At 65.0% G+C, this 17985-nt stretch carries 18 protein-coding genes; 10 read left to right on the top strand and 8 right to left on the bottom strand.

Translation table 11 applies throughout. The features are described 5' to 3' along the window. Nucleotides 1–152 precede the first annotated feature (152 nt). The 3 genes from guaB (at nucleotide 153) to tadA (ending at nucleotide 4021) form a co-directional block, all read left to right on the top strand. Entirely contained in the window at nucleotides 153–1610 is a 1458-nt protein-coding gene (guaB, locus tag ACFCQI_RS16215) for an IMP dehydrogenase (RefSeq protein ID WP_395118430.1), read from the top strand. Nucleotides 1611–1875: 265 nt separating this feature from the next. Further along, nucleotides 1876–3453, top strand: coding sequence for a glutamine-hydrolyzing GMP synthase (guaA, locus tag ACFCQI_RS16220; RefSeq protein ID WP_395118432.1), 1578 nt, complete (start codon nucleotides 1876–1878; stop codon nucleotides 3451–3453). 136 nt (nucleotides 3454–3589) lie between these two features. After that, nucleotides 3590–4021 (top strand): tRNA adenosine(34) deaminase TadA, encoded by a 432-nt coding sequence (gene tadA / locus ACFCQI_RS16225; RefSeq protein ID WP_395118434.1) that lies wholly within the window; start codon nucleotides 3590–3592, stop codon nucleotides 4019–4021. On the opposite strand, the gene ACFCQI_RS16230 is transcribed toward tadA, so the two are convergent. Together ACFCQI_RS16230 and ACFCQI_RS16235 are read right to left on the bottom strand one after the other, a co-directional pair. Continuing rightward, nucleotides 4018–4551, bottom strand: coding sequence for a VOC family protein (locus ACFCQI_RS16230; RefSeq protein ID WP_395118436.1), 534 nt, complete (start codon nucleotides 4549–4551; stop codon nucleotides 4018–4020). The genes tadA and ACFCQI_RS16230 overlap by 4 nt on opposite strands. An 847-nt stretch (nucleotides 4552–5398) precedes the next feature. Then, the gene (locus ACFCQI_RS16235; RefSeq protein ID WP_395118438.1) at nucleotides 5399–5593 is read right to left on the bottom strand and encodes a hypothetical protein; all 195 of its coding nucleotides are present in this window, start codon (nucleotides 5591–5593) and stop codon (nucleotides 5399–5401) included. A 224-nt stretch (nucleotides 5594–5817) separates the two neighbouring features. Here ACFCQI_RS16235 and ACFCQI_RS16240 point away from each other — a divergent pair, with 224 nt between their 5' ends. Then, a complete protein-coding gene (locus ACFCQI_RS16240; RefSeq protein WP_395118440.1) occupies nucleotides 5818–6294 on the top strand; it encodes a hemerythrin domain-containing protein in 477 nt (158 codons plus the stop codon). A 112-nt stretch (nucleotides 6295–6406) separates the two neighbouring features. Further along, a complete protein-coding gene (locus ACFCQI_RS16245; protein ID WP_395118442.1) occupies nucleotides 6407–6781 on the top strand; it encodes a response regulator in 375 nt (124 codons plus the stop codon). Nucleotides 6782–6795: 14 nt separating this feature from the next. Here ACFCQI_RS16245 and ACFCQI_RS16250 read toward each other — a convergent pair whose 3' ends face one another. Continuing rightward, entirely contained in the window at nucleotides 6796–9594 is a 2799-nt protein-coding gene (locus ACFCQI_RS16250; protein WP_395118444.1) for a PAS domain S-box protein, read from the bottom strand. A gap of 288 nt (nucleotides 9595–9882) precedes the next feature. Between ACFCQI_RS16250 and ACFCQI_RS16255 the strand changes: the two genes are divergently transcribed. Next, nucleotides 9883–10842 (top strand): cation diffusion facilitator family transporter, encoded by a 960-nt coding sequence (locus tag ACFCQI_RS16255; RefSeq protein WP_395118446.1) that lies wholly within the window; start codon nucleotides 9883–9885, stop codon nucleotides 10840–10842. 387 nt (nucleotides 10843–11229) lie between these two features. Here ACFCQI_RS16255 and ACFCQI_RS16260 read toward each other — a convergent pair whose 3' ends face one another. Further along, nucleotides 11230–11433: a hypothetical protein gene (locus tag ACFCQI_RS16260; RefSeq protein ID WP_395118448.1), complete on the bottom strand. Its 204-nt coding sequence runs from the start codon at nucleotides 11431–11433 to the stop codon at nucleotides 11230–11232. Between the two features lie 271 nt (nucleotides 11434–11704). Between ACFCQI_RS16260 and ACFCQI_RS16265 the strand changes: the two genes are divergently transcribed. Beyond that, on the top strand, nucleotides 11705–12493 hold the full coding sequence (locus ACFCQI_RS16265; RefSeq protein ID WP_395118450.1) for a mechanosensitive ion channel family protein: 789 nt from the start codon (nucleotides 11705–11707) through the stop codon (nucleotides 12491–12493). A gap of 32 nt (nucleotides 12494–12525) precedes the next feature. Here ACFCQI_RS16265 and ACFCQI_RS16270 read toward each other — a convergent pair whose 3' ends face one another. The 4 genes from ACFCQI_RS16270 to ACFCQI_RS16285 all read right to left on the bottom strand — a co-directional run bounded on the left by ACFCQI_RS16270 (nucleotide 12526) and on the right by ACFCQI_RS16285 (nucleotide 15510). Beyond that, complete coding sequence (locus tag ACFCQI_RS16270) at nucleotides 12526–13146, bottom strand: SEC-C domain-containing protein (RefSeq protein ID WP_395118452.1); 621 nt, start codon at nucleotides 13144–13146, stop codon at nucleotides 12526–12528. Nucleotides 13147–13313: 167 nt separating this feature from the next. Beyond that, nucleotides 13314–13691: a DUF2513 domain-containing protein gene (locus tag ACFCQI_RS16275; protein WP_395118454.1), complete on the bottom strand. Its 378-nt coding sequence runs from the start codon at nucleotides 13689–13691 to the stop codon at nucleotides 13314–13316. A 117-nt stretch (nucleotides 13692–13808) separates the two neighbouring features. After that, complete coding sequence (locus tag ACFCQI_RS16280; protein ID WP_395118456.1) at nucleotides 13809–14426, bottom strand: DUF1889 family protein; 618 nt, start codon at nucleotides 14424–14426, stop codon at nucleotides 13809–13811. A 106-nt stretch (nucleotides 14427–14532) separates the two neighbouring features. Further along, nucleotides 14533–15510 carry a DNA-binding protein gene (locus ACFCQI_RS16285; protein ID WP_395118458.1) on the bottom strand — a complete coding sequence of 326 codons (978 nt, stop codon included), beginning with the start codon at nucleotides 15508–15510 and terminating at the stop codon, nucleotides 14533–14535. A gap of 167 nt (nucleotides 15511–15677) precedes the next feature. Here ACFCQI_RS16285 and ACFCQI_RS16290 point away from each other — a divergent pair, with 167 nt between their 5' ends. The 3 genes from ACFCQI_RS16290 to ACFCQI_RS16300 all read left to right on the top strand — a co-directional run bounded on the left by ACFCQI_RS16290 (nucleotide 15678) and on the right by ACFCQI_RS16300 (nucleotide 17588). Next, nucleotides 15678–16841, top strand: coding sequence for a site-specific integrase (locus ACFCQI_RS16290; RefSeq protein WP_027485185.1), 1164 nt, complete (start codon nucleotides 15678–15680; stop codon nucleotides 16839–16841). Beyond that, on the top strand, nucleotides 16838–17146 hold the full coding sequence (locus ACFCQI_RS16295; RefSeq protein WP_027485186.1) for a hypothetical protein: 309 nt from the start codon (nucleotides 16838–16840) through the stop codon (nucleotides 17144–17146). The genes ACFCQI_RS16290 and ACFCQI_RS16295 overlap by 4 nt, the downstream gene beginning before the upstream one ends. Before the next feature lie 112 nt (nucleotides 17147–17258). Continuing rightward, the gene (locus ACFCQI_RS16300; protein WP_027485187.1) at nucleotides 17259–17588 is read left to right on the top strand and encodes a hypothetical protein; all 330 of its coding nucleotides are present in this window, start codon (nucleotides 17259–17261) and stop codon (nucleotides 17586–17588) included. The last annotated feature ends 397 nt before the right edge of the window (nucleotides 17589–17985 follow it).

The following is a 17985-nucleotide window of genomic DNA, read 5'->3' on the forward strand; positions in this document are numbered from 1 at the left end:
GAATGGGCGTGCACGGCGGCTCCTGCGAAGGTCGCCAAGATACATGCCGGGTGCGGTGCTATGTCATCACATTGGCCGCGCCGCGCGGGTCCGGCGCTGGCGAGGGCAGTGAAGGGAACGTATAATTCCCTCTTTGCAGCGGGACATTTCGCATGCGCATCCTCGCCGAGGCCCTGACCTACGACGACGTCTACCTGGTTCCGGGCCATTCCATCGTCCTGCCGCGCGACGTGAACACCTCGACGCGCTTCACCCGCGGCCTGCGGCTGAACATCCCGATCGTTTCCGCCGCGATGGATACCGTCACCGAGGCGCGCCTGGCCATCACCATGGCGCAGAACGGCGGCATCGGCATCATCCACAAGAACATGACCGCCGAGCAGCAGGCCGCCGAAGTGCGGCTGGTGAAGAAGTTCGAGGCCGGCGTGATCCGCAGCCCGATCACGGTCGGCCCGGAGACCTCGATCCGCGAGGTGCTGCGGCTCACCCACGCGCACAACATCTCCGGCGTGCCGGTGGTCGAGGGCAATCGCCTGGTCGGCATCGTCACCAGCCGTGACATGCGTTTCGAACGCAAGCCGGACGATCCGGTGCGCAACATCATGACCCGCCAGGACAAGCTGGTCACCGTAAAGGAAGGCGCCAGCCAGGACGAGGTGATGCTGTTGCTGCACAAGCATCGCATCGAGAAAGTGCTGGTGGTCAACGACGACTTCCAGTTGCGCGGCCTGATCACCGTGAAGGACATCCAGAAGGCGCGCGACAACCCGCATGCCGCCAAGGACAGTCACGAGGCGCTGCTGGTGGGTGCTGCCGTCGGCGTGAGCGGCGACACCGAGCAACGCGTGGCGGCGCTGGTCGATGCCGGCGTCGACGTGTTGGTCGTGGATACCGCACACGGCCATTCGCAGGGCGTGATCGACCGGGTGGCCTGGGTCAAGAAGCACTATCCGCAGGTGCAGGTGGTGGCCGGCAACATCGTCACCGGCGAGGCGGCGCGGGCACTGCTCGACGTGGGCGTGGACGCGGTCAAGGTGGGCGTGGGCCCCGGCTCGATCTGCACCACTCGCGTGGTTGCCGGTGTCGGCGTGCCACAGATCACCGCGATCGACCTGGTCGCCACCGCGCTGAAGGACGAGATTCCGCTGATTGCCGATGGTGGCATCCGCTACTCCGGCGACATCCCCAAGGCCCTGGCGGCCGGTGCATCCAGCGTGATGCTGGGCTCGATGTTCGCCGGCACCGAGGAATCCCCGGGCGAGGTCGAGCTGTTCCAGGGCCGCTCGTACAAGAGCTACCGCGGCATGGGCTCGATCGGCGCGATGCAGCTCGGCTCCAAGGATCGCTACTTCCAGGACGAGGCCGACGCCGACAAGCTGGTACCCGAGGGCATCGAGGGCCGCGTGCCGTACCGCGGGCCGCTGCGCAACATCATCCACCAGTTGATCGGCGGCCTGCGCGCGTCGATGGGCTACCTGGGCGCGGCCACCGTCGAGGATGTGCGCAGCAAGGCGCAGTTCGTCAAGGTCACCTCCGCCGGCGTCACCGAAGCGCACCCGCACGATATCCAGATCACCAAGGAAGCGCCGAATTACCGCTTGAACTCGTGATCCGGCCGGGAAGGGTGGTCATTACCATGCCCGCCCCTCCCGCCACACGCCGTACCACACCGCCGTCATCCCGGCGAAAGCCGGGGTCCAGCGCTTTCCCAAGCGTCGCGGCACAAGTCACCGGGTCCCGGCTTTCGCCGGGATGACGGGCATGGGGAATCGTCGCCTCGCGTAGCTTCCTGCTTTCGCCGCGGCGACCGGCATGCAGCTTCCGTCACCCGTCGCACTCGTTGGCCCATCCTTTCCTGATATCCGTCCGCCGCCCATGACCAACATCCACTCCCACAAAATACTCATCCTCGACTTCGGTGCGCAGTACACGCAGTTGATCGCCCGGCGCGTGCGCGAGCTGGGCGTGTATTGCGAGATCTGGGCCTGGGACCACGATCCGGGCGAGATCGCCGCGTTCGGCGCCAAGGGCATCATCCTGTCCGGCGGGCCGGAATCGACCACGCTCCCGGGCGCGCCCAAGGCGCCGCAACAAGTGTTCGATGCGGGCGTGCCGATCCTCGGCATCTGCTACGGCATGCAGACCCTGGCCGCGCAGCTGGGCGGCGCCACCGAGGCGGCCGACCAGCGCGAGTTCGGCCATGCCCAAGTGGACATTGCGGGCACCAGCCGACTGTTCGAGGGCTTCACCGACCACGCGGACGCGCACCGGCTGGACGTGTGGATGAGCCACGGCGACCACGTGTCGCGCGTGCCGCCGGGCTTCGTGGTCACCGGCACCACCGCGCGCATTCCGGCGGCGGTGATGGAGAACCACGACAAGCGCTGGTACGGCGTGCAGTTCCACCCGGAAGTGACCCACACGAAGCAGGGCGGGGCGCTGCTCAAGCGCTTCATCACCGAGATATGCGGTTGCGCCACGCTGTGGACGCCGGCCAACATCATCGACGACCAGATCGCCCGCGTGCGCGAGCAGGTCGGCGACGACCACGTGCTGCTCGGCCTCTCCGGCGGCGTCGATTCCTCGGTGGTGGCCGCGCTGCTGCACAAGGCGATCGGCGCGAGGCTTACCTGCGTGTTCGTCGACACCGGCCTGCTGCGCTGGAAAGAGGGCGACCAGGTGATGGCCACCATGGCCGAGCACATGGGCGTCAAGGTGATCCGCGTCAACGCGGCCGACCGCTACTTCGAGGCACTCGAAGGCGTCTCCGATCCGGAAGCCAAGCGCAAGATCATCGGCGGCCTGTTCGTGGAGATCTTCGACGAGGAGTCGGGCAAGATCACCGCCGACGGCAGCAAGGTGAAGTGGCTGGCGCAGGGCACGATCTACCCCGACGTGATCGAGTCGGCCGGCAGCAAGACCGGCAAGGCCCACGTCATCAAGAGCCACCACAACGTCGGCGGCCTGCCGGCGCACATGAAGCTGAAACTGGTCGAACCGCTGCGCGAGCTGTTCAAGGACGAAGTGCGCCGCATCGGCGTGGAGCTCGGCCTGCCGCGCGAAATGGTCTATCGCCACCCGTTCCCGGGGCCGGGCCTGGGCGTGCGCATCCTCGGCGAGGTGAAGCGCGAATATGCCGAGTTGCTGGCGCGCGCCGACGCGATCTTCATCGAGGAGTTGCGCAAGGCCGACCTGTACGACCGGACCAGCCAGGCGTTCGCGGTGTTCCTGCCGGTGAAGTCGGTGGGCGTGGTCGGCGACGCGCGCGCCTACGAATGGGTGATCGCCTTGCGCGCGGTGGAAACCATCGACTTCATGACCGCTCACTGGGCGCACCTCCCGCACGAGTTTCTTGGCAGGGTTTCAAATAGAATAATCAATGAGTTGCGTGGTGTTTCTCGCGTTGTTTACGACATCAGCGGCAAGCCACCCGCCACGATCGAGTGGGAATAGGCAAATCAATGGCTTGCGTATGTCGGGAAAGGCCAGCTTGGCTCCAATCTTTCCCAGATAAAGTCGACAACTTATTGAGATGAAAGACGAAAAATCGGAAACCTCAAGTGGTTTCTCACCCGCCGATGTGCGCCACATGCAGCGTGCGCTGCAACTGGCCGCGCACGCCCGCGACAGCGAGAACGAGGTGCCGGTGGGGGCAGTGCTGGTGTTGAACGGCGAAGTCGTGGGGCTGGGCTGGAACCGCAACATCACCCTGCACGACCCGACCGCCCACGCCGAGGTGATGGCCATGCGCGCCGCCGGCGAGCAGCTCGCCAACCACCGGTTGTCCGGCGCCACGCTGTACGTGACGCTGGAACCGTGCTCGATGTGCGCGATGGCGCTGATCCACGCACGCATCAGCCGCGTGGTCTACGCCGCCGCCGATCCCAAGACCGGCGCGGCCGGCAGCGTGTTCGATACCTTGATCGACGCGCGGCACAACCATCGCATCGAGGTGGCCGGCGGGCTGTTGGCCGAGGAATCGGCCCGCATGCTGCGCGACTTCTTCCGCGCCAGGCGCTAGTGGCCGCGCGGCGCCGCCGCCACGGTGTCGATATCACCGTAGGCGGTATCCGGCGGCTTGCTGCCGAGCAGCCGTATCCGCATGCCCCAGGGCGCCACGAAGTCCAGCGCCATGCGGCCAGCCCACGGACCGGAAGTCAGCCGGTGTGGTGCGCCACTGACGATGACGCCGCGCTGCCGAAGCCAGGCATCGGTGCGCAGGGTGCCATCTGCGAGGAACTGCAAGGTCTCGCCGGTGGCGGCCGAGCCGCGGGCAGGGGAGTCGCCACGCTCGACGAACAATTCCAGCATCGAACCGCTGCCGCAGGAAAGCAGGCGGGAGCCTGATGCCCCCGCCGCGATTGGCGCGGGGTCGCCAACCGGGCGGCAATTCAGTACGTCGTGGAAAAACGCCGAGGCCTGCCGCAGATCCGGCACGCCGATCCTGGCGTAGTCGCCATCGCCCAGAGTCGCTGCGCGCGCGCCTGCCGGCAGGGTCGCCAGCAGGCCGGCGGCGACGAGCCACAGGAAGAACACGATCTTGTTGTTCATGGCGGGGATTTCCGAAGAACTCGGCAGCCAGATGGTGCCGATCCCCCTCGGCAAAACCCGTGACTGATGACCGGTGTGTTTCCCCGGGCGAACAGTCCGCCAGCCCACCGCTGTCTCTTGCCGGGAACGGTGCGATCACCGCAGCGCCATTGATCCCGGGCCATTCCGGCCTGATTCCCTGGTCACGCCCGGACCGGTGTGCTCGTTGACCGGTCATTGCCTCGTCCACAGGACTCAACACCATGACACGCGACAACAGACAGAAACCGCGGCAGCCATACCAGCACCATCAGCGCGGCGTCTCCGGCCGTGCCAGTCGCGACGCCTCCCGTCAGGACACCGCGAGCATGGGCGGACTGAGTTCCGATGACGGTTACGACTGGTTGCAGCGGGTCGGCCGCACGAGAGCGACCCGGACAATGGGCAGCGCCTGAGGGTTGCCTCTCGCCAACGCCGCAAGGTCGGCGAGGGTGAAGGTCCGCCAGCCACATTGGGCGCCCGGCGCTAGATGCCGTTCTTTCGCGAGCGTGTGCCCGGCACAGAGTCGACCGAGATCGACAAGAGCACGTGCCGATAGCGTGTGGAGGTCGATGCCTCGATGATGTATTCTATATTTTACATAATATACATTATGCGAAATTAAAGATAGCAGGCGACAGCCTCCACGGCAACCGTCCTCCAGCGGCGCATCGACCCTCTCCGCCACTGCCTCGCCAGGTGCCAATCAGCTTCTTCCGGACGTTGGAAGAGCCATCGTCTTCAAAGGACATCGTTCTTGCCTGGTCCAGGTGTTCGACTTGGGCCATGCGCAGTTGTGCGCGTACTCCGTTGTCGGCGATGTTCTCGCTCAATCCGGTTCCGGCGGTTTGGACGGGATGAACGGCGAGACAGGATCGCTGGCCGGAAAGGTTTCCTCCAGTGCCTCGTCCTGGTTCTCGCTTTCCTTCTTCTTGCGTTGCCGCCGCGTTTCGGGAGTCTCCGGTGGCTCCCTGTCGTTCTTGCGCCCGGGATGTTGCCGGTCTTTGCGGTCGTGGGTTGCCATGCCTGCTGCTCGTGTGTGGAGGGAACGATGGCAGCCTGCGTTTTGCCGGGTGAAGCCTCGGTGTGGCCGGCGTGCACGTGCGGTCGCTGGCCCCGCTGCCGATGGCCGGACCAGGCCCGATTCGCTGCGATGGCGTGATGATGGCCGGGCCTTCGCGGGACACCGGATTCACGCCTGGGATGGAATGCTCGCCACTCCCTCCCCCGCCAGAACCGGAGCGCCCCGTGGATGCCATCCAACTGCTGAAAGCCGATCACAAGAAGGTCAAGGAACTGCTCGCCGAGCTTGCGAAAACGACCACCCGCGCCGCGAAGACGCGCAGCGAGCTGCTCGCACAAATCCGCGTCGACCTGGAGGTCCATACCACGATCGAGGAAGAGATCTTCTATCCCGCCTTCAGGAAGGCCGGTACGAAGGACGATGCAAAGATGTACTTCGAGGCGCTGGAGGAGCATCGCGCCGCCGGCGATCTGGTGCTCCCGGACCTGCTCGACACCGACGTCGGCAGCGAGCAGTTCTCCGGCCGCGCCAAGGTGTTGCGCGAACTGGTCGAACACCACGTCAAGGAGGAAGAGGAGGAGATGTTCAAGGAGGCGAAGAAGCTGCTTTCGGCCGCCGAGCTCAAGGCACTGGGCGCACGCATGGAACAGCGCAAGGTCGAACTGGCCAAGCAAGTCGGTGGCTCGCGCGGCAAGGCTTGAACCGCGAACGCAACGGGGAAAGTCGGACACCCCGGACGGCGATCCCAAACCGCCGTCGGCGGCCTACAATGCGACTTTGACGGGCGCCAGGGTCACGGAAATGGAAGCGGAAATGGAAGACTGCAAGCGCGTGCTGGTGGTCGAAGACGACCCCGTGGTGGCCATGGTGATGGAAGACACGCTGCGGGCGATGGGCCTGGAGGTGCTGGTCGACCTCAATCTGGTCGACGCACTCAACGACGTCGAGGCCAGCCGGCTCGATGCGGCGATGATCGACGTGGGCTTGCGCGGCGAGAATGCGTGGCCGGTGATGGCCGCCTTGCAGAAGCGCAACGTCCCGTTTGCGGTGATGTCCGGTGGCGACCTCAGCGGGTTGGCGCAGGAGTTTCCTCGGGTTCGCATGGTGAACAAGCCGGTGTCGGTGGATACGCTGCAGCAGATCGTGCGCGAGCTGCTGGCTTCGCCGCCCGCTTCGGCAGGCGGTTGAACAACCCGACCGGCTCAGTTCGCGTCGTCGCCGTCCGTGACATCGCCCAGCATCCGCCGCAACCGTTCGGCCAGCGCGCTCACCGTGAACGGCTTGGTGATCAGCTCCATGCCGGCGGCGAATCCCTTGCTTGACGCCGTGTCGGCGGCATAGCCGGTCATCAGCAGCACTTTCAGTTCGGGCTGGCGCGCGCGCAGCGTGTCGGCCAGCGAGCGGCCGCTCATGCCCGGCAGGCTGATGTCGGAGATCAGCATGTGCAAGTGGCCGTGCGATTCCAACGCGGCGAGGGCGGCATCGGCGTCCGGCGCCTCCAGCACCGCGTAGCCCAGCTGGTGCAGTACCTCTACCACCACCTGGCGCACCACCTGTTCGTCTTCCACCACCAGCACCACTTCGCCGTTCGACGGGCGCGGGGTGGCCTCGGCCTGATCGTGCCCTGGGCGCGCCAGCTCGACATGGCGCGGCAGATAGAGCTTGATCGAGGTGCCCTCTCCCGCCGCGCTGCGGATGTCGCAATAGCCGTTCGACTGCCGTGCGAAACCATAGACCATCGACAGGCCCAGGCCGGTGCCCCGCCCCGTCGGCTTGGTGGTGAAGAACGGCTCGAAGGCATGCTCCAGCACCTCCGGGGCCATGCCGGTGCCGTTGTCGACGACCTCGATGCAGATGTATTGCCCGCTGTCCGCCTCCAGCCAGTTGCCGCTCTCGATCGAGCCCGCGTCCAGGTTGCTCGAACGGATCAGCAGGTCGCCGCCGTCGGGCATCGCGTCGCGCGCGTTGATGGTCAGGTTCAGCAAGGCGCTTTCCAGCTGGTTCGGATCGCACAGGGTCAACCACAAGTCGTCCGCCAGCTCGAAGCGCAGCGTCACCGCCTCGCCGAGCGTGCGCTGCAGCAGTTCTTCCATCGACGCGATCAACGGGTTGGCCGCCACCGGACGCGGGTCCAGCGGCTGGCGGCGAGAGAAGGCCAGCAGGCGATGCGTCGTCGCCGCAGCGCGATTGGCCGAGTTGAGCGCGCCCTGGACGAAACGCTGCAACGTGGCGGCGTCGCCCGAGCTGGCGTGCAGCTGGATCAGATCCAGTGAACCGATGATGCCTTGCAGCAGGTTGTTGAAGTCGTGGGCCAGGCCGCCGGTGAGCTGGCCGACGGCTTCCATCTTCTGCGCCTGGCGCAGTTGCGCTTCGATCCGGATCTTTTCGCTGAGGTCGCGGATGAATACGTTGGTACGCGATTCGCCGTGCAAGGACAGGCTGCTGACGCTCAGTTCCACCGGGATCGTTTCGCCCACGCGGTTGACCATCTCGCTCTGCCGTGTCGCCCCGCGCCTGGCGCCCCGCGCCGGGCTGGGTTCGAGGTCGGCCAACAGTCGCTCGGGATGACCGGGCGGACCGACCAGGGTCGCCAGCGGCTTGCCGCGGGCCTCCGCGCGCGACCAGCCGAACATTGCCTCGGCCTGCGGGTTCCAGCGCACGATGCGGCCGGCGCCATCGAGCTGGGCAAAACCGTCCAGCGCGGAGTCGATGATGCCGCGTGCCAGTTGGTCGCTCTCGGCCAGCGCCGTCTCGGCCTGCCGGCGCCGCGAGATGTCGCGGGTGATCTTGGCGTAGCCGACCAGCACGCCATCGTCGTATATCGGGTCGATCACCACGCTGGCCCAGAAGCGGCTGCCGTCCTTGCGCACCCGCCATCCCTCGGCCACGTAATGGCCTTCCCGCCTGGCCGTTTCCAGCGCCGTCTGTGGCGTGCCGCGACTGCGTTCTTCCGGCGGATAGAAGCACGAGAAATGCTGGCCGATGATCTCCTCGGCGCGGTAGCCCTTGATGCGCTCCGCGCCGGTGTTCCAGTTGGTGATGATGCCGCGCGGGTCCAGCATGAAGATCGCGTAGTCGGTCACGTTGGACACCAGCAGCTGGAAATACCGTTCGCTGCGGCTCACGCCCGCCATGCCGGCTTCCGCGACGCGGGTGCGCTCGGCCATCCGTCGCTTCAGGTGGTTGTTCAGATCCTTGCTGGCCTGCCCTGCCTCACGCGGATCGGGGATGTCCACCAGCATGTTCACCGCGCCGGTCAGCACGCCCCCGTCGAACAACGGCGTGGAATAGGCGGCGAACGCGATCCGCCGGCCATCGGCCCGTTGTGCCAAGGCGATGTCGCCATGAATCGCCCGCGCTTCGCGCACCGCCCGCGCCATCGCGCACTGCTCGTGCGGCAGCGGCGCGCCATCGGCCTGGAACAATCGCGCAAACAGACACCATTTCTCGCCCGGCATCGGGCGCCGCCCGGCCAGCTCCACGGCCGCTTCATTGAAGAAGGTGATGGCGCCTCCGGCATCGGTGCCATGCACGGCGATCGGCAAGGCCTGCAGCAACTGCTGCGAGAGGCGACCGCGCTCCGCCGTGGCGCGCTGGCGCGAGTTCTGTTCCTTGACGTCGATGGTGATGCAGCGCGAGTGCACGAACTGGCCGCGCTCGAAGCGTCCACTGGAGCTGATCTGCACCTGGCGCACCCGGCCGTCACCGCCGATCAGCCGCGCCGGCCGCTTGTCCACCGATTCGCCGGCGCGCACCCGCGCGAGCAGCGCGCACAGATTGTCGTCGTCGGCATCGAAATCGGCCAGGTTGTGGCCCACATACTCGTCGCGGCGATAGCCCAGCAGGTCCAGCTCGGCCTGGTTGGCACGCAGGATCGTGCCGTCAGCCGCGACCAGCCGCATGCCCACCGCGGCATGTTCGAAAAAATCCTCCGCGTCGCTCATCCCCTTCCTGTCGCCGCCGTGCCCGGCCGCATGGGGTGGTGAGGTGGAATCTGCCATGCAACGCATCCCGTCCCGATTCGAAAGCAGCCTGTCCCGTCAGGAAGAAACCCCGCGTGCGGCGGCATGGTTCACGACCGTCTCACGGCGCCATCCCCAGTCTGTGGCGCGATCACTATGCACCGCCCCCGCGGGCGTTGCCAGCCACGCCAGTCAAGCCGACCGCCCGCACAGCCCACGCCAATGTCAGAACAACGCACCATCGTCACCACGCACCGGCACGCATCCGTGCTCGCCACGCGCCTGGCTGGCCACCGCAACCGCGTATCGGGCATGGCGGGCTGAGTCATGGCCTTCGCTTCGCACAAGGTGGTCTACGTCGCGCTGGGCGGCAACCTGATGATCGTGATCGCCAAGTTCGTGGCGGCCGGGCTGTCCGGCAGCTCGGCAATGCTGAGCGAGGGCGTGCACTCGCTGGTGGACACGGTGAACGAGGTGCTGCTGTTGTACGGCTTGCATCGCGCCGGCAAGCCGCCGGATCGCAGCCATCCGTTCGGCTATGGCCGCGAGCTGTATTTCTGGAGTTTCATCGTGGCGCTGCTGGTGCTGGCGGCAGGCGCAGGCGTGTCGTTCTACGAAGGCGTGATGCACATCCGCGAACCGGAGGCGATCGAGCGGTCGTGGATCAACTACGCGGTGCTCGGCGTGTCGTTCCTGTTCGAAGGCACTTCGTGGCTGGTGGCGCTGCGCGAGTTCCGCGCGCGCAAGGGCAAGCTGGGCTACTTCGAGGCGTTCCGGCTGAGCAAGGACCCCAGCACCTTCACCGTCCTGCTGGAAGACAGCGCGGCCCTGCTGGGCCTGCTGATCGCGCTGGCCGGCGTGGTGGGTGCGCAGGCCTTCGACGAGCCTGCACTCGATGGCGTCGCCTCGCTCGGTATCGCCGGTGTGCTGGCCTCGTTTGCCCTGCTGCTGGCGCGCGAGACCAAGGGCCTGCTGATCGGCGAACCGGCGCACCCGAGGGTGAGCGGTTCGATCCTCGCGATCGCTGCCGCGGACCCCGGCGTGCATGCCGCCAACGGCGTGCTGACCGTGCAGATGGGACCGAACCAGGTGGTGGCCACGCTGAGCGCCGAGTTCGAGGATGCACTGACCACGCCGCAGATCGAGGCGTGCATCAACCGCATCGAGGCGCAGGCCAAGACGATCCATCCCGAACTGCTGTCGCTGTTCATCAAACCGCAGACAGCCGAAACCTGGCGTGAGCGGCGGCGGTACGTCGACGCGGCGGGTGACCAGCTGACCTCGTGAGCTGCCGCACGCGACTGCCCGAAGCGGCGGGCGAACGGGCGCTGCACGCGGCCGGCCTGGAGGATGAATCCACCGTGGTCACCGCGCGGCTCGAACCCAGCTGATCCGCGGCGGGAGGCCGTGAGCGCCGCGCCGCGCCCAGTTCGACCACGTTGACCAGATTGCCCGCCTCGTCCCACAGCGCCTGGTCGTCCTGCCAGACCAGCCAGCCCAGCTCGCACGCGGCGCAGCCGCAATCGCCGTGGCACTCGCCGCAACGTTCGGTGCAGGTGCAAGCGGCCCGCCGGCGCACGTCGACCGCGCCATTCAATCGCAGGTAGCCATCCGGCGGCCAGCGACGGATGCCCTCGCGCGTCGGCAGCTCCGGTGGCGGGGATGGGGCGGCGTTCACCTGCACGGCCTTGCCGCCGACGGCCGGTCGCGCCCGGGGGGCGGCTGCGACGGCGGCAGCTCGGGTTCGTTCGGCGTGGGCTGCGGTTCCGTGGGATCGGGGAACGGCGGCGGCGCGGGATCGGGCGGCTGGTATTCGGGATCGCCGACGGATGATGGCGGGACGCTGGACAGCATGATCGGCAGGGAGTGCGATGGCATGAGCGGTCTCCTCGGGACGTGGCTCGATCCTCGCCGTTTCCGCGCCGATTTTCCGTGAGATTCGCGCGACGCGATCGTGAGCAAGTTTCACCGAAGAAGTGGCGCTTGCTGTTGACTCGCCAGGAGCGATCCCACCCCAGCCCTCCCCTGCGCGCAAGGGTACGAGCGCTGCATCAAGGGCCTTCGCCGGGGCGCCATTGCTGGAAGCTCGACGGCATGGCCCGGCCGCATGCCCACGCGATGTCGACACCGCGCCGTGCAGGCTGGGTGCATGGCCGATATCTTCACCGTGTGGTGGCAGTTGTGGCAGCAGCATGTCGCGGTGCGGCTGGGCGTGACCGTGGTGGCCGGTTTGTTGCTGGCGCTGGTGCTGCGTGTCGCGATCCACGCCGTGCTGCGGCGGCTCGCGGGCGATCGCCCGGTGATCGCCGACCTGATGCAGCGCGCCCACGCGCCGCTGCAGTGGCTGCTGCCCTTGCTCTCGCTTTTGCTGATGCTGCGCTATGGCCCCGCACTGGACTCGGCACCGATGGCACTGGTCGAGCATCTGTTGCTGATCGGTTTGCTGGCCGCCGGCACCTGGCTGGTGGTGCGTTGCGTCGGCGCGTTCGAGGGCGCCGCGGTGCGGCGCTATCCGATGGATGCCGCGGACAACCTGCAGGCTCGTCGCGTGGTCACCCAGGTGCGCGTGCTGGCGCGCACCGCCGACGTGGTGGTGATCGTGCTGGGCACGGCGATCATCCTGCTCACCATTCCCGGCGTGCGCCAGCTCGGCGCCAGCCTGCTCGCCTCCGCCGGCGTGGCCGGGCTGGCGATAGGACTGGCGGCGCGGCCGGTGCTGAGCAACCTGATCGCCGGCCTGCAGATTGCGCTGACCCAGCCCATCCGTCTCGACGACGTGGTGATCATCGAAGGCGAATGGGGCCGCATCGAGGAGATCGCCGGAAGTTACGTGGTGGTGCGCATCTGGGACGAGCGCCGGCTGGTGGTGCCGCTCAACTGGAGGTACGGCCGGCATTCTGGAAATTTTCGCAGAAACACAGCTAAGTGGCTGTATTAACGCCTGTATAGAGAAAATGATTCACGCCAAGCCTACTTGCTAAAGAGGGCTTCAAACCCAGGGCCATGACACCGCTTGTATTTGCCGCCTCGTCCGCATGGACATGGATCGTGGTCGCGCAGGCCAGATGAAATGGACTGACCGAGAAAGCTCTGCGCCATCAGCAGCGGCTCGATTTCATGTGCCGGAACGCTGACATGCCCGTACTTGGCGGCGCGCTCGCCACGATTCATCACCCGGACAATGGCTTCGGACGCCTTGATGAAATGGCGAACGAGCAAGTCGTCTCGCACCGGCAACCTGACGTTATCTGTGACCACACCGCTAAAGGTGCGTCGTGCATCGGGCACAAACAAGATCTTAGCCTCTCCGTGCAGCTTGGGCGTGATGTCGACGTGCTCACCTTCAGGCGAAACCCACACCGCATGAAACTCCGCCTCGACCATGACATGCGGCCATTCCCAGATCTGCCACCCGCACAACATACGTCCACCGGCTCGGGTTATCTTGGCCGCCACATTGGGGAAGCACTCGTTGACCTTCGCGTCGGCTTCAGGGCAAATCGTCATATAGACAGGCTTGCCACCCGGGACGACTTTCGCGATGAGCTGTCGGATGTGCCGGGTGACGTTCGGCGGTGTCGTGCTTTTCAAGCCAGTAGACCTCAATTTCGACCACTATCGCGCCATTTGGATTATTGAGAAATTCTGCAGATAGCTTCAAAGGGACGTCACCGAGGTGCGTAGCCGGATGAGCTGCACGATTTGGCTTACGCGGCTTACGTACGATACAGGCGACTGAGTCAATAACGGATACTGTCTCAAGCGAGCCCCAACACCTGCTTTATGACCGCGCCACCGATCTGACCGAGCAGATCCAGGCTGACCGAGCCACCGATCTTGGCGACACGCTCTTTTACTTTGATCCACACCGCCTCATCGCGTAGGTTGGCAATGAAATCATGCCCTGCCGGAGTGAGCCGCCTCACGATTACCGTGGCAGGAATGGTTGGATCACTGCCTGTCGAGGTATACCGAACGTCTGGACCTTCGGCCAAGCCGGACTTCAAGATGATCGCTAAATGATAGGCCACTTGGTCCCGTGTAAAGTTTGTCACCGTGTGTCGGTCGGTGACAAAGTCGCTGGCCTGTTCCAGATCGAGCATCAACAGGCGGATCAGATCATCGTCACGACGCATCGGGATATTCCTTACGAAGAGGGATTACTGCCGATCGGCCCGGGCGCGAATGTCACGACTCGAAGCTCCCGCGTGTTTCATGCTGTCTCTCCGCTTCAACTTTCCGGCAACCCACCGCTACGAGGAAGCTGAGAGCAATTCGCCAACGATGCCCTCACCCCATCCGCGGGGAAAGGCAATAGGAACCGCAGCACCTTCGCCGATGCATTCTGCCAGTTCGCCGAGTTTTTGCGCATGACGAGCCGGCCAGCCACAGGCCTCAGCCTGCAGACGGACATCGTCCTGGGAAAGTGGAACGCCATGATCCCTCAGCGCAATGAAGAGTTCTTTGGCGCGTGCCTCATCCAAGGGGTGCGCAAGCCCCGTGGATACGTTGCTCACCCTGCTTAGTTTCTCCATGGCCTTCTGAACGATCTCACGCATGGTCATCTCTTTCCCGGGGGTGATGTCGGACTTTTCGCGGCTCGTCCACTGGCCAATGAGTATGGCCGCCCGGTCAGACTCACTTGCCCAATCACTATGCCCAGGTTCAAAGTAAGGCAGCCCGCGAAACCACTGGGCAACGCGTCGTTCCAGCAGCGGTTGCTCCGTCATTGGAAACTCCTCGACTCGGGAGTCTTCGCCTTGTCCGGCCATCACCGTGACGCGAATGTCTCCCTCTGCCGTGTGTTCCGCCTGAATCTCAAACACCGGACGTGGCAAGGCGGGCAAGGTTCGGCCATTGATTCGTAGCATGGGCAACTCCTTCGATGGTGCAAGCTCACGTAGCGTCCCGTACGGATGTCTCATTGCCTGAGACAGAAAGGTATCGCCAGAAGAACCGTGGCCGAAACTCGCCGATTCACTCGGTCCGACGGCGCTTCCGTGTCTGCGCCAGCTGGGTTTCTGCCGTCACGGCGCGGGCCTCCATGGATTGAATCGCCGCCGCCATGCCCGCGACTTGGCCTCGCACCGTGGCCAGTTCAAGGGCGAGTTGGTCGCGATCGGCGGTAACACTGGCCAACCCGGCGAGCCGTGTAGCTGCATCGGTGAGTTCACGGCGATGCCGGGCGACCTCCAGGCGCAACTCGGTGACTCGGGTTTGCTGCTCTTCGCCTCGCTGCCGCAGCTTGATCATTTCCTTCTCTACTTGCCGCAACCCTTTACGCGCCGCGTCAGTTTCCTGCAGCATGCGAGCTTGGGTGGCCTCGACGCGCTCGTTGGCTTTATCCCGCTCCGCTTGAAAGGCGGCATCACGGGTCGCGATGGTGGCCTGGAATTCGGTGGTCAATCGGTCGTGGTTATGCCGCGCAGCTTCCAACTGCAGAGCCATGTCGGCACGCACGGCCACCACTTCGTGCTGCAGGGACTGGACCAGGCCAAGTGCATCGCGCTTGGCCTCGATTTCCTGGGTGAGCTGCTGCTGCGTCTGGGCACTTTGCTCCCGAAGTTGGACAGCCTCGTGCTGCAGCTGTTGCACAACAACCTGCGCGGCGTCCCGTTCGGCAACCAGGTCATCATGCGCACGCTGCAGCGCCGTCAGCTCGGACTCCAGCGCGTGGCGATGCTCGCCGAAGACCTGCTCCCCCTGTTCCACGGCGGCCACCCAGAGCGAGCGCATCGCTTCCGCGATCGACGGCGGTAGGTCGGCACCGAGCGCGTCGGCCTTGGCGCGCTCGTCTTTCCACAGCTTCAGTTCGTCGTTGATGGTGGTGCGACTGCCTTGCTGGATGGCGGCATAAATCAGGTCGACTGTGAGTTCGTGCGGACGTTTGCCACCGGTTACCAGGGCTGCTGCTGCTTCGCGGGTACGTTGACGGGTATCGCTGACACGGCTCATGGCTGCTCCAGTCGCTGGGATGGCAGAAAATTTCCTCAACTCAGTATGTATATTATTGTATTACGTTATATGCATAACGATTTATCCAATAAATTTACGATAACTCCCATAATCGAAAGTCTTTTGGCAGTACGCTGTGTTTTCCGTGGCGTCGGACATCGGAAAGCATGACTGAGCCTGCAGTGACCCTTTTGGCGTTGCCCCAAGCCTTGCCGCCCGCCCTGTCGGGAGGTGTCGGCACCAACCGCGCACCGGCCAGTGTGGCGCGGCAGATCGCCGCCAACGACGACGTGGCCGCGATCGGCCTGTGGCTGGCGGAATATCACGACTCGCCGCATACCTTCCGCAGCTACCGCAAGGAGGCCGAGCGATTGCTGCTTTGGGCCACCCAAGTGCGTGGCAAGCCGGTGTCCAGTCTCACCCGCGAGGATGTCATCGCCTATGAGGCGTTTCTTGCCCAGCCACCGGCGACCTGGTGCGACGCCGGTCTCGCCCGTCGCGGTGAGCATCGGCGACTGTTCATCGGGCCGCTGGCCGAGCGCAGTCGCCGGCAGGCCTTGGGCATCCTGGCGGGGCTGTTCAATTACCTCGTGCGCGCTGGCTATCTCGCGGGCAGTCCGTTTGTGCTGCAGCGCCGACGGGCACGCCGCGGCCCCCGCCGCACGATCGAACGCTACCTGGACCGTGCCCTCTGGGACCAGGTGCTACGCGTCGTCGACGGCTGGCCACAGACAACTGCGCGGGAACGGCAGCGCTACGAACGCGTTCGCTGGATCCTTCGCTTTCTCTATGAAACCGCCTTGCGGGCCGCCGAAGCCGCGGCCGCCAGCGAGGGCGATTTTCAGCCTATTCGTGGCCGGTGGTGGCTGCATACCGTGGGGAAAGGCGGCGTCGAGGGCACGATTCCCCTAAGCGACGGTCTCATGGAAGACTTTGCACGCTATCGGCGCTTCCATGGACTGCCGGCGTTGCCTTCGGGCGACGGCACAGCCCCGGCCATTCTGGGCATCGCCGGACGGTCTTCCCCGCTGACACCCACGGCGGTCTACCAGATCGTCAAGGACACCTTCCGGCGCGTGGCCGACGAGCTGCAAAAGCACGATGGTGCCCAAGCCGCGCGGGTGCGGCGGGCCTCGACCCATTGGCTGCGGCATACGGCCGCCACGCACCAGGCCGAGGACGGCACCCCGATCCACCACATCCAGCAGAATCTGCGTCACAGCTCCATTGGTACGACCTCGATCTATATTCATGCGGAAGAGGATGCGCGACATGCCAGCACCACGAAGCCACGCATCGAGCCATCGGTGTCCCACGGAGACGTGCCATGACTGACCCCGACGACCGCTTTGGCATGCCAGACAGTGCGTTCAAGGCCGCCCGGAAAAGCCACGGCGTGAATAGCCCGGTTTTTCGGGCGGGCATGTATGTCCCGACTCGGCAGGAAGTAGCTACCCTTTCTGCCGCCAAACTCCTCCCGATCGTGGTCGACTGGATGTGGGAAAGCCCGTCGGAGTTGATCCCGAACAACGACCAGATTTCGCAGCTTCGCGCGATACTTCTGGCGCGTACCGATGCCGGCGAACCCGAGGTACGCGAACTCATTGTGGCCTGTGAGGATTATTTAAAGGTGTAACCACATTGCCCGTAGCAAAGTGGACAATCGGCCGGAATTTCAACTTGCGTACACACAAATGGGCACACGCTCGACACTGTTGCGTTTGGCAACTCATCGTTGGGACAGCCATATGACTACTTCACGCAAATCACTACTTTCGACGCTTGGCTCTCTGGCGCTCGCATTGGCCCTCAGTGGCGTCGCCGTGGCCCAAGACAGCACGCCCACAAGCGGCATGGACAAGATGGGTGCGATGCACTCGGACATGAAGGGCATGCACGACAACATGATGGGCATGCACATGATGCCGGCGACGGTGACGGCGGCCGATACGAAGACCGGCGTGGTTGATGTGACGACTGAGGGCATGGCCTTGAAGGTGCATTTCCCACCGTCCGCCATGGCCAGCCTGAAGGCCGGCGACAAAATCACCTTGCATATGGGTTTCAGCAAGCCGTGAATCCCCTGAACCCACCTCCAGAGTTGAGGGTGTCAGGTCACACGGGTAAGCTCCCCCTATGACCTTCTCGCTACGTCTGCTTGCTCGTTCACGTCGCCTTCGGGCGATGGGCGTGTTGGCGTGGCTGATGCTGGTCATCAACTCATTGGCCGCTGCACCGATGGGCATGACGGGAGGTCCTCACTCCCATCCCATGCACGCAACGGTCGCGGCGGTCAGTGAACACTGTCACCACCATGTGGCCGTCAAGGCATCCCGATCCTGTTGCGACGATCAGGCCGGTTGCTGCGGTGGCATGACGGGACACACCTGCAATTGTGCCGCGATGTGCAGTACCACGTTGCCACCCGGACCAGCAGTTGCCCTGATCTCGACTGCGATCACCGCCCGCTACGCC

It is taken from the genome of Rhodanobacter sp. FW102-FHT14D06, assembly GCF_043950705.1.
Lineage (GTDB): Bacteria > Pseudomonadota > Gammaproteobacteria > Xanthomonadales > Rhodanobacteraceae > Rhodanobacter.

Bases quoted from the DNA above. Each gene is read 5' to 3' on its own strand.
- tadA (WP_395118434.1), top strand. From the start codon at position 3,590: ATGCAGCGTGCGCTGCAACTGGCCGCGCACGCCCGCGACAGCGAGAAC.
- ACFCQI_RS16280 (WP_395118456.1), bottom strand. From the start codon at position 14,426: ATGCTACGAATCAATGGCCGAACCTTGCCCGCCTTGCCACGTCCGGTG.
- ACFCQI_RS16265 (WP_395118450.1), top strand. From the start codon at position 11,705: ATGGCCGATATCTTCACCGTGTGGTGGCAGTTGTGGCAGCAGCATGTC.
- ACFCQI_RS16285 (WP_395118458.1), bottom strand. From the start codon at position 15,510: ATGAGCCGTGTCAGCGATACCCGTCAACGTACCCGCGAAGCAGCAGCA.
- ACFCQI_RS16230 (WP_395118436.1), bottom strand. From the start codon at position 4,551: ATGAACAACAAGATCGTGTTCTTCCTGTGGCTCGTCGCCGCCGGCCTG.
- ACFCQI_RS16300 (WP_027485187.1), top strand. From the start codon at position 17,259: ATGACTACTTCACGCAAATCACTACTTTCGACGCTTGGCTCTCTGGCG.
- ACFCQI_RS16250 (WP_395118444.1), bottom strand. From the start codon at position 9,594: ATGGCAGATTCCACCTCACCACCCCATGCGGCCGGGCACGGCGGCGAC.
- guaB (WP_395118430.1), top strand. From the start codon at position 153: ATGCGCATCCTCGCCGAGGCCCTGACCTACGACGACGTCTACCTGGTT.
- ACFCQI_RS16290 (WP_027485185.1), top strand. From the start codon at position 15,678: ATGACTGAGCCTGCAGTGACCCTTTTGGCGTTGCCCCAAGCCTTGCCG.
- ACFCQI_RS16295 (WP_027485186.1), top strand. From the start codon at position 16,838: ATGACTGACCCCGACGACCGCTTTGGCATGCCAGACAGTGCGTTCAAG.
- ACFCQI_RS16275 (WP_395118454.1), bottom strand. From the start codon at position 13,691: ATGCGTCGTGACGATGATCTGATCCGCCTGTTGATGCTCGATCTGGAA.
- ACFCQI_RS16255 (WP_395118446.1), top strand. From the start codon at position 9,883: ATGGCCTTCGCTTCGCACAAGGTGGTCTACGTCGCGCTGGGCGGCAAC.
- guaA (WP_395118432.1), top strand. From the start codon at position 1,876: ATGACCAACATCCACTCCCACAAAATACTCATCCTCGACTTCGGTGCG.
- ACFCQI_RS16260 (WP_395118448.1), bottom strand. From the start codon at position 11,433: ATGCCATCGCACTCCCTGCCGATCATGCTGTCCAGCGTCCCGCCATCA.
- ACFCQI_RS16245 (WP_395118442.1), top strand. From the start codon at position 6,407: ATGGAAGACTGCAAGCGCGTGCTGGTGGTCGAAGACGACCCCGTGGTG.
- ACFCQI_RS16235 (WP_395118438.1), bottom strand. From the start codon at position 5,593: ATGGCAACCCACGACCGCAAAGACCGGCAACATCCCGGGCGCAAGAAC.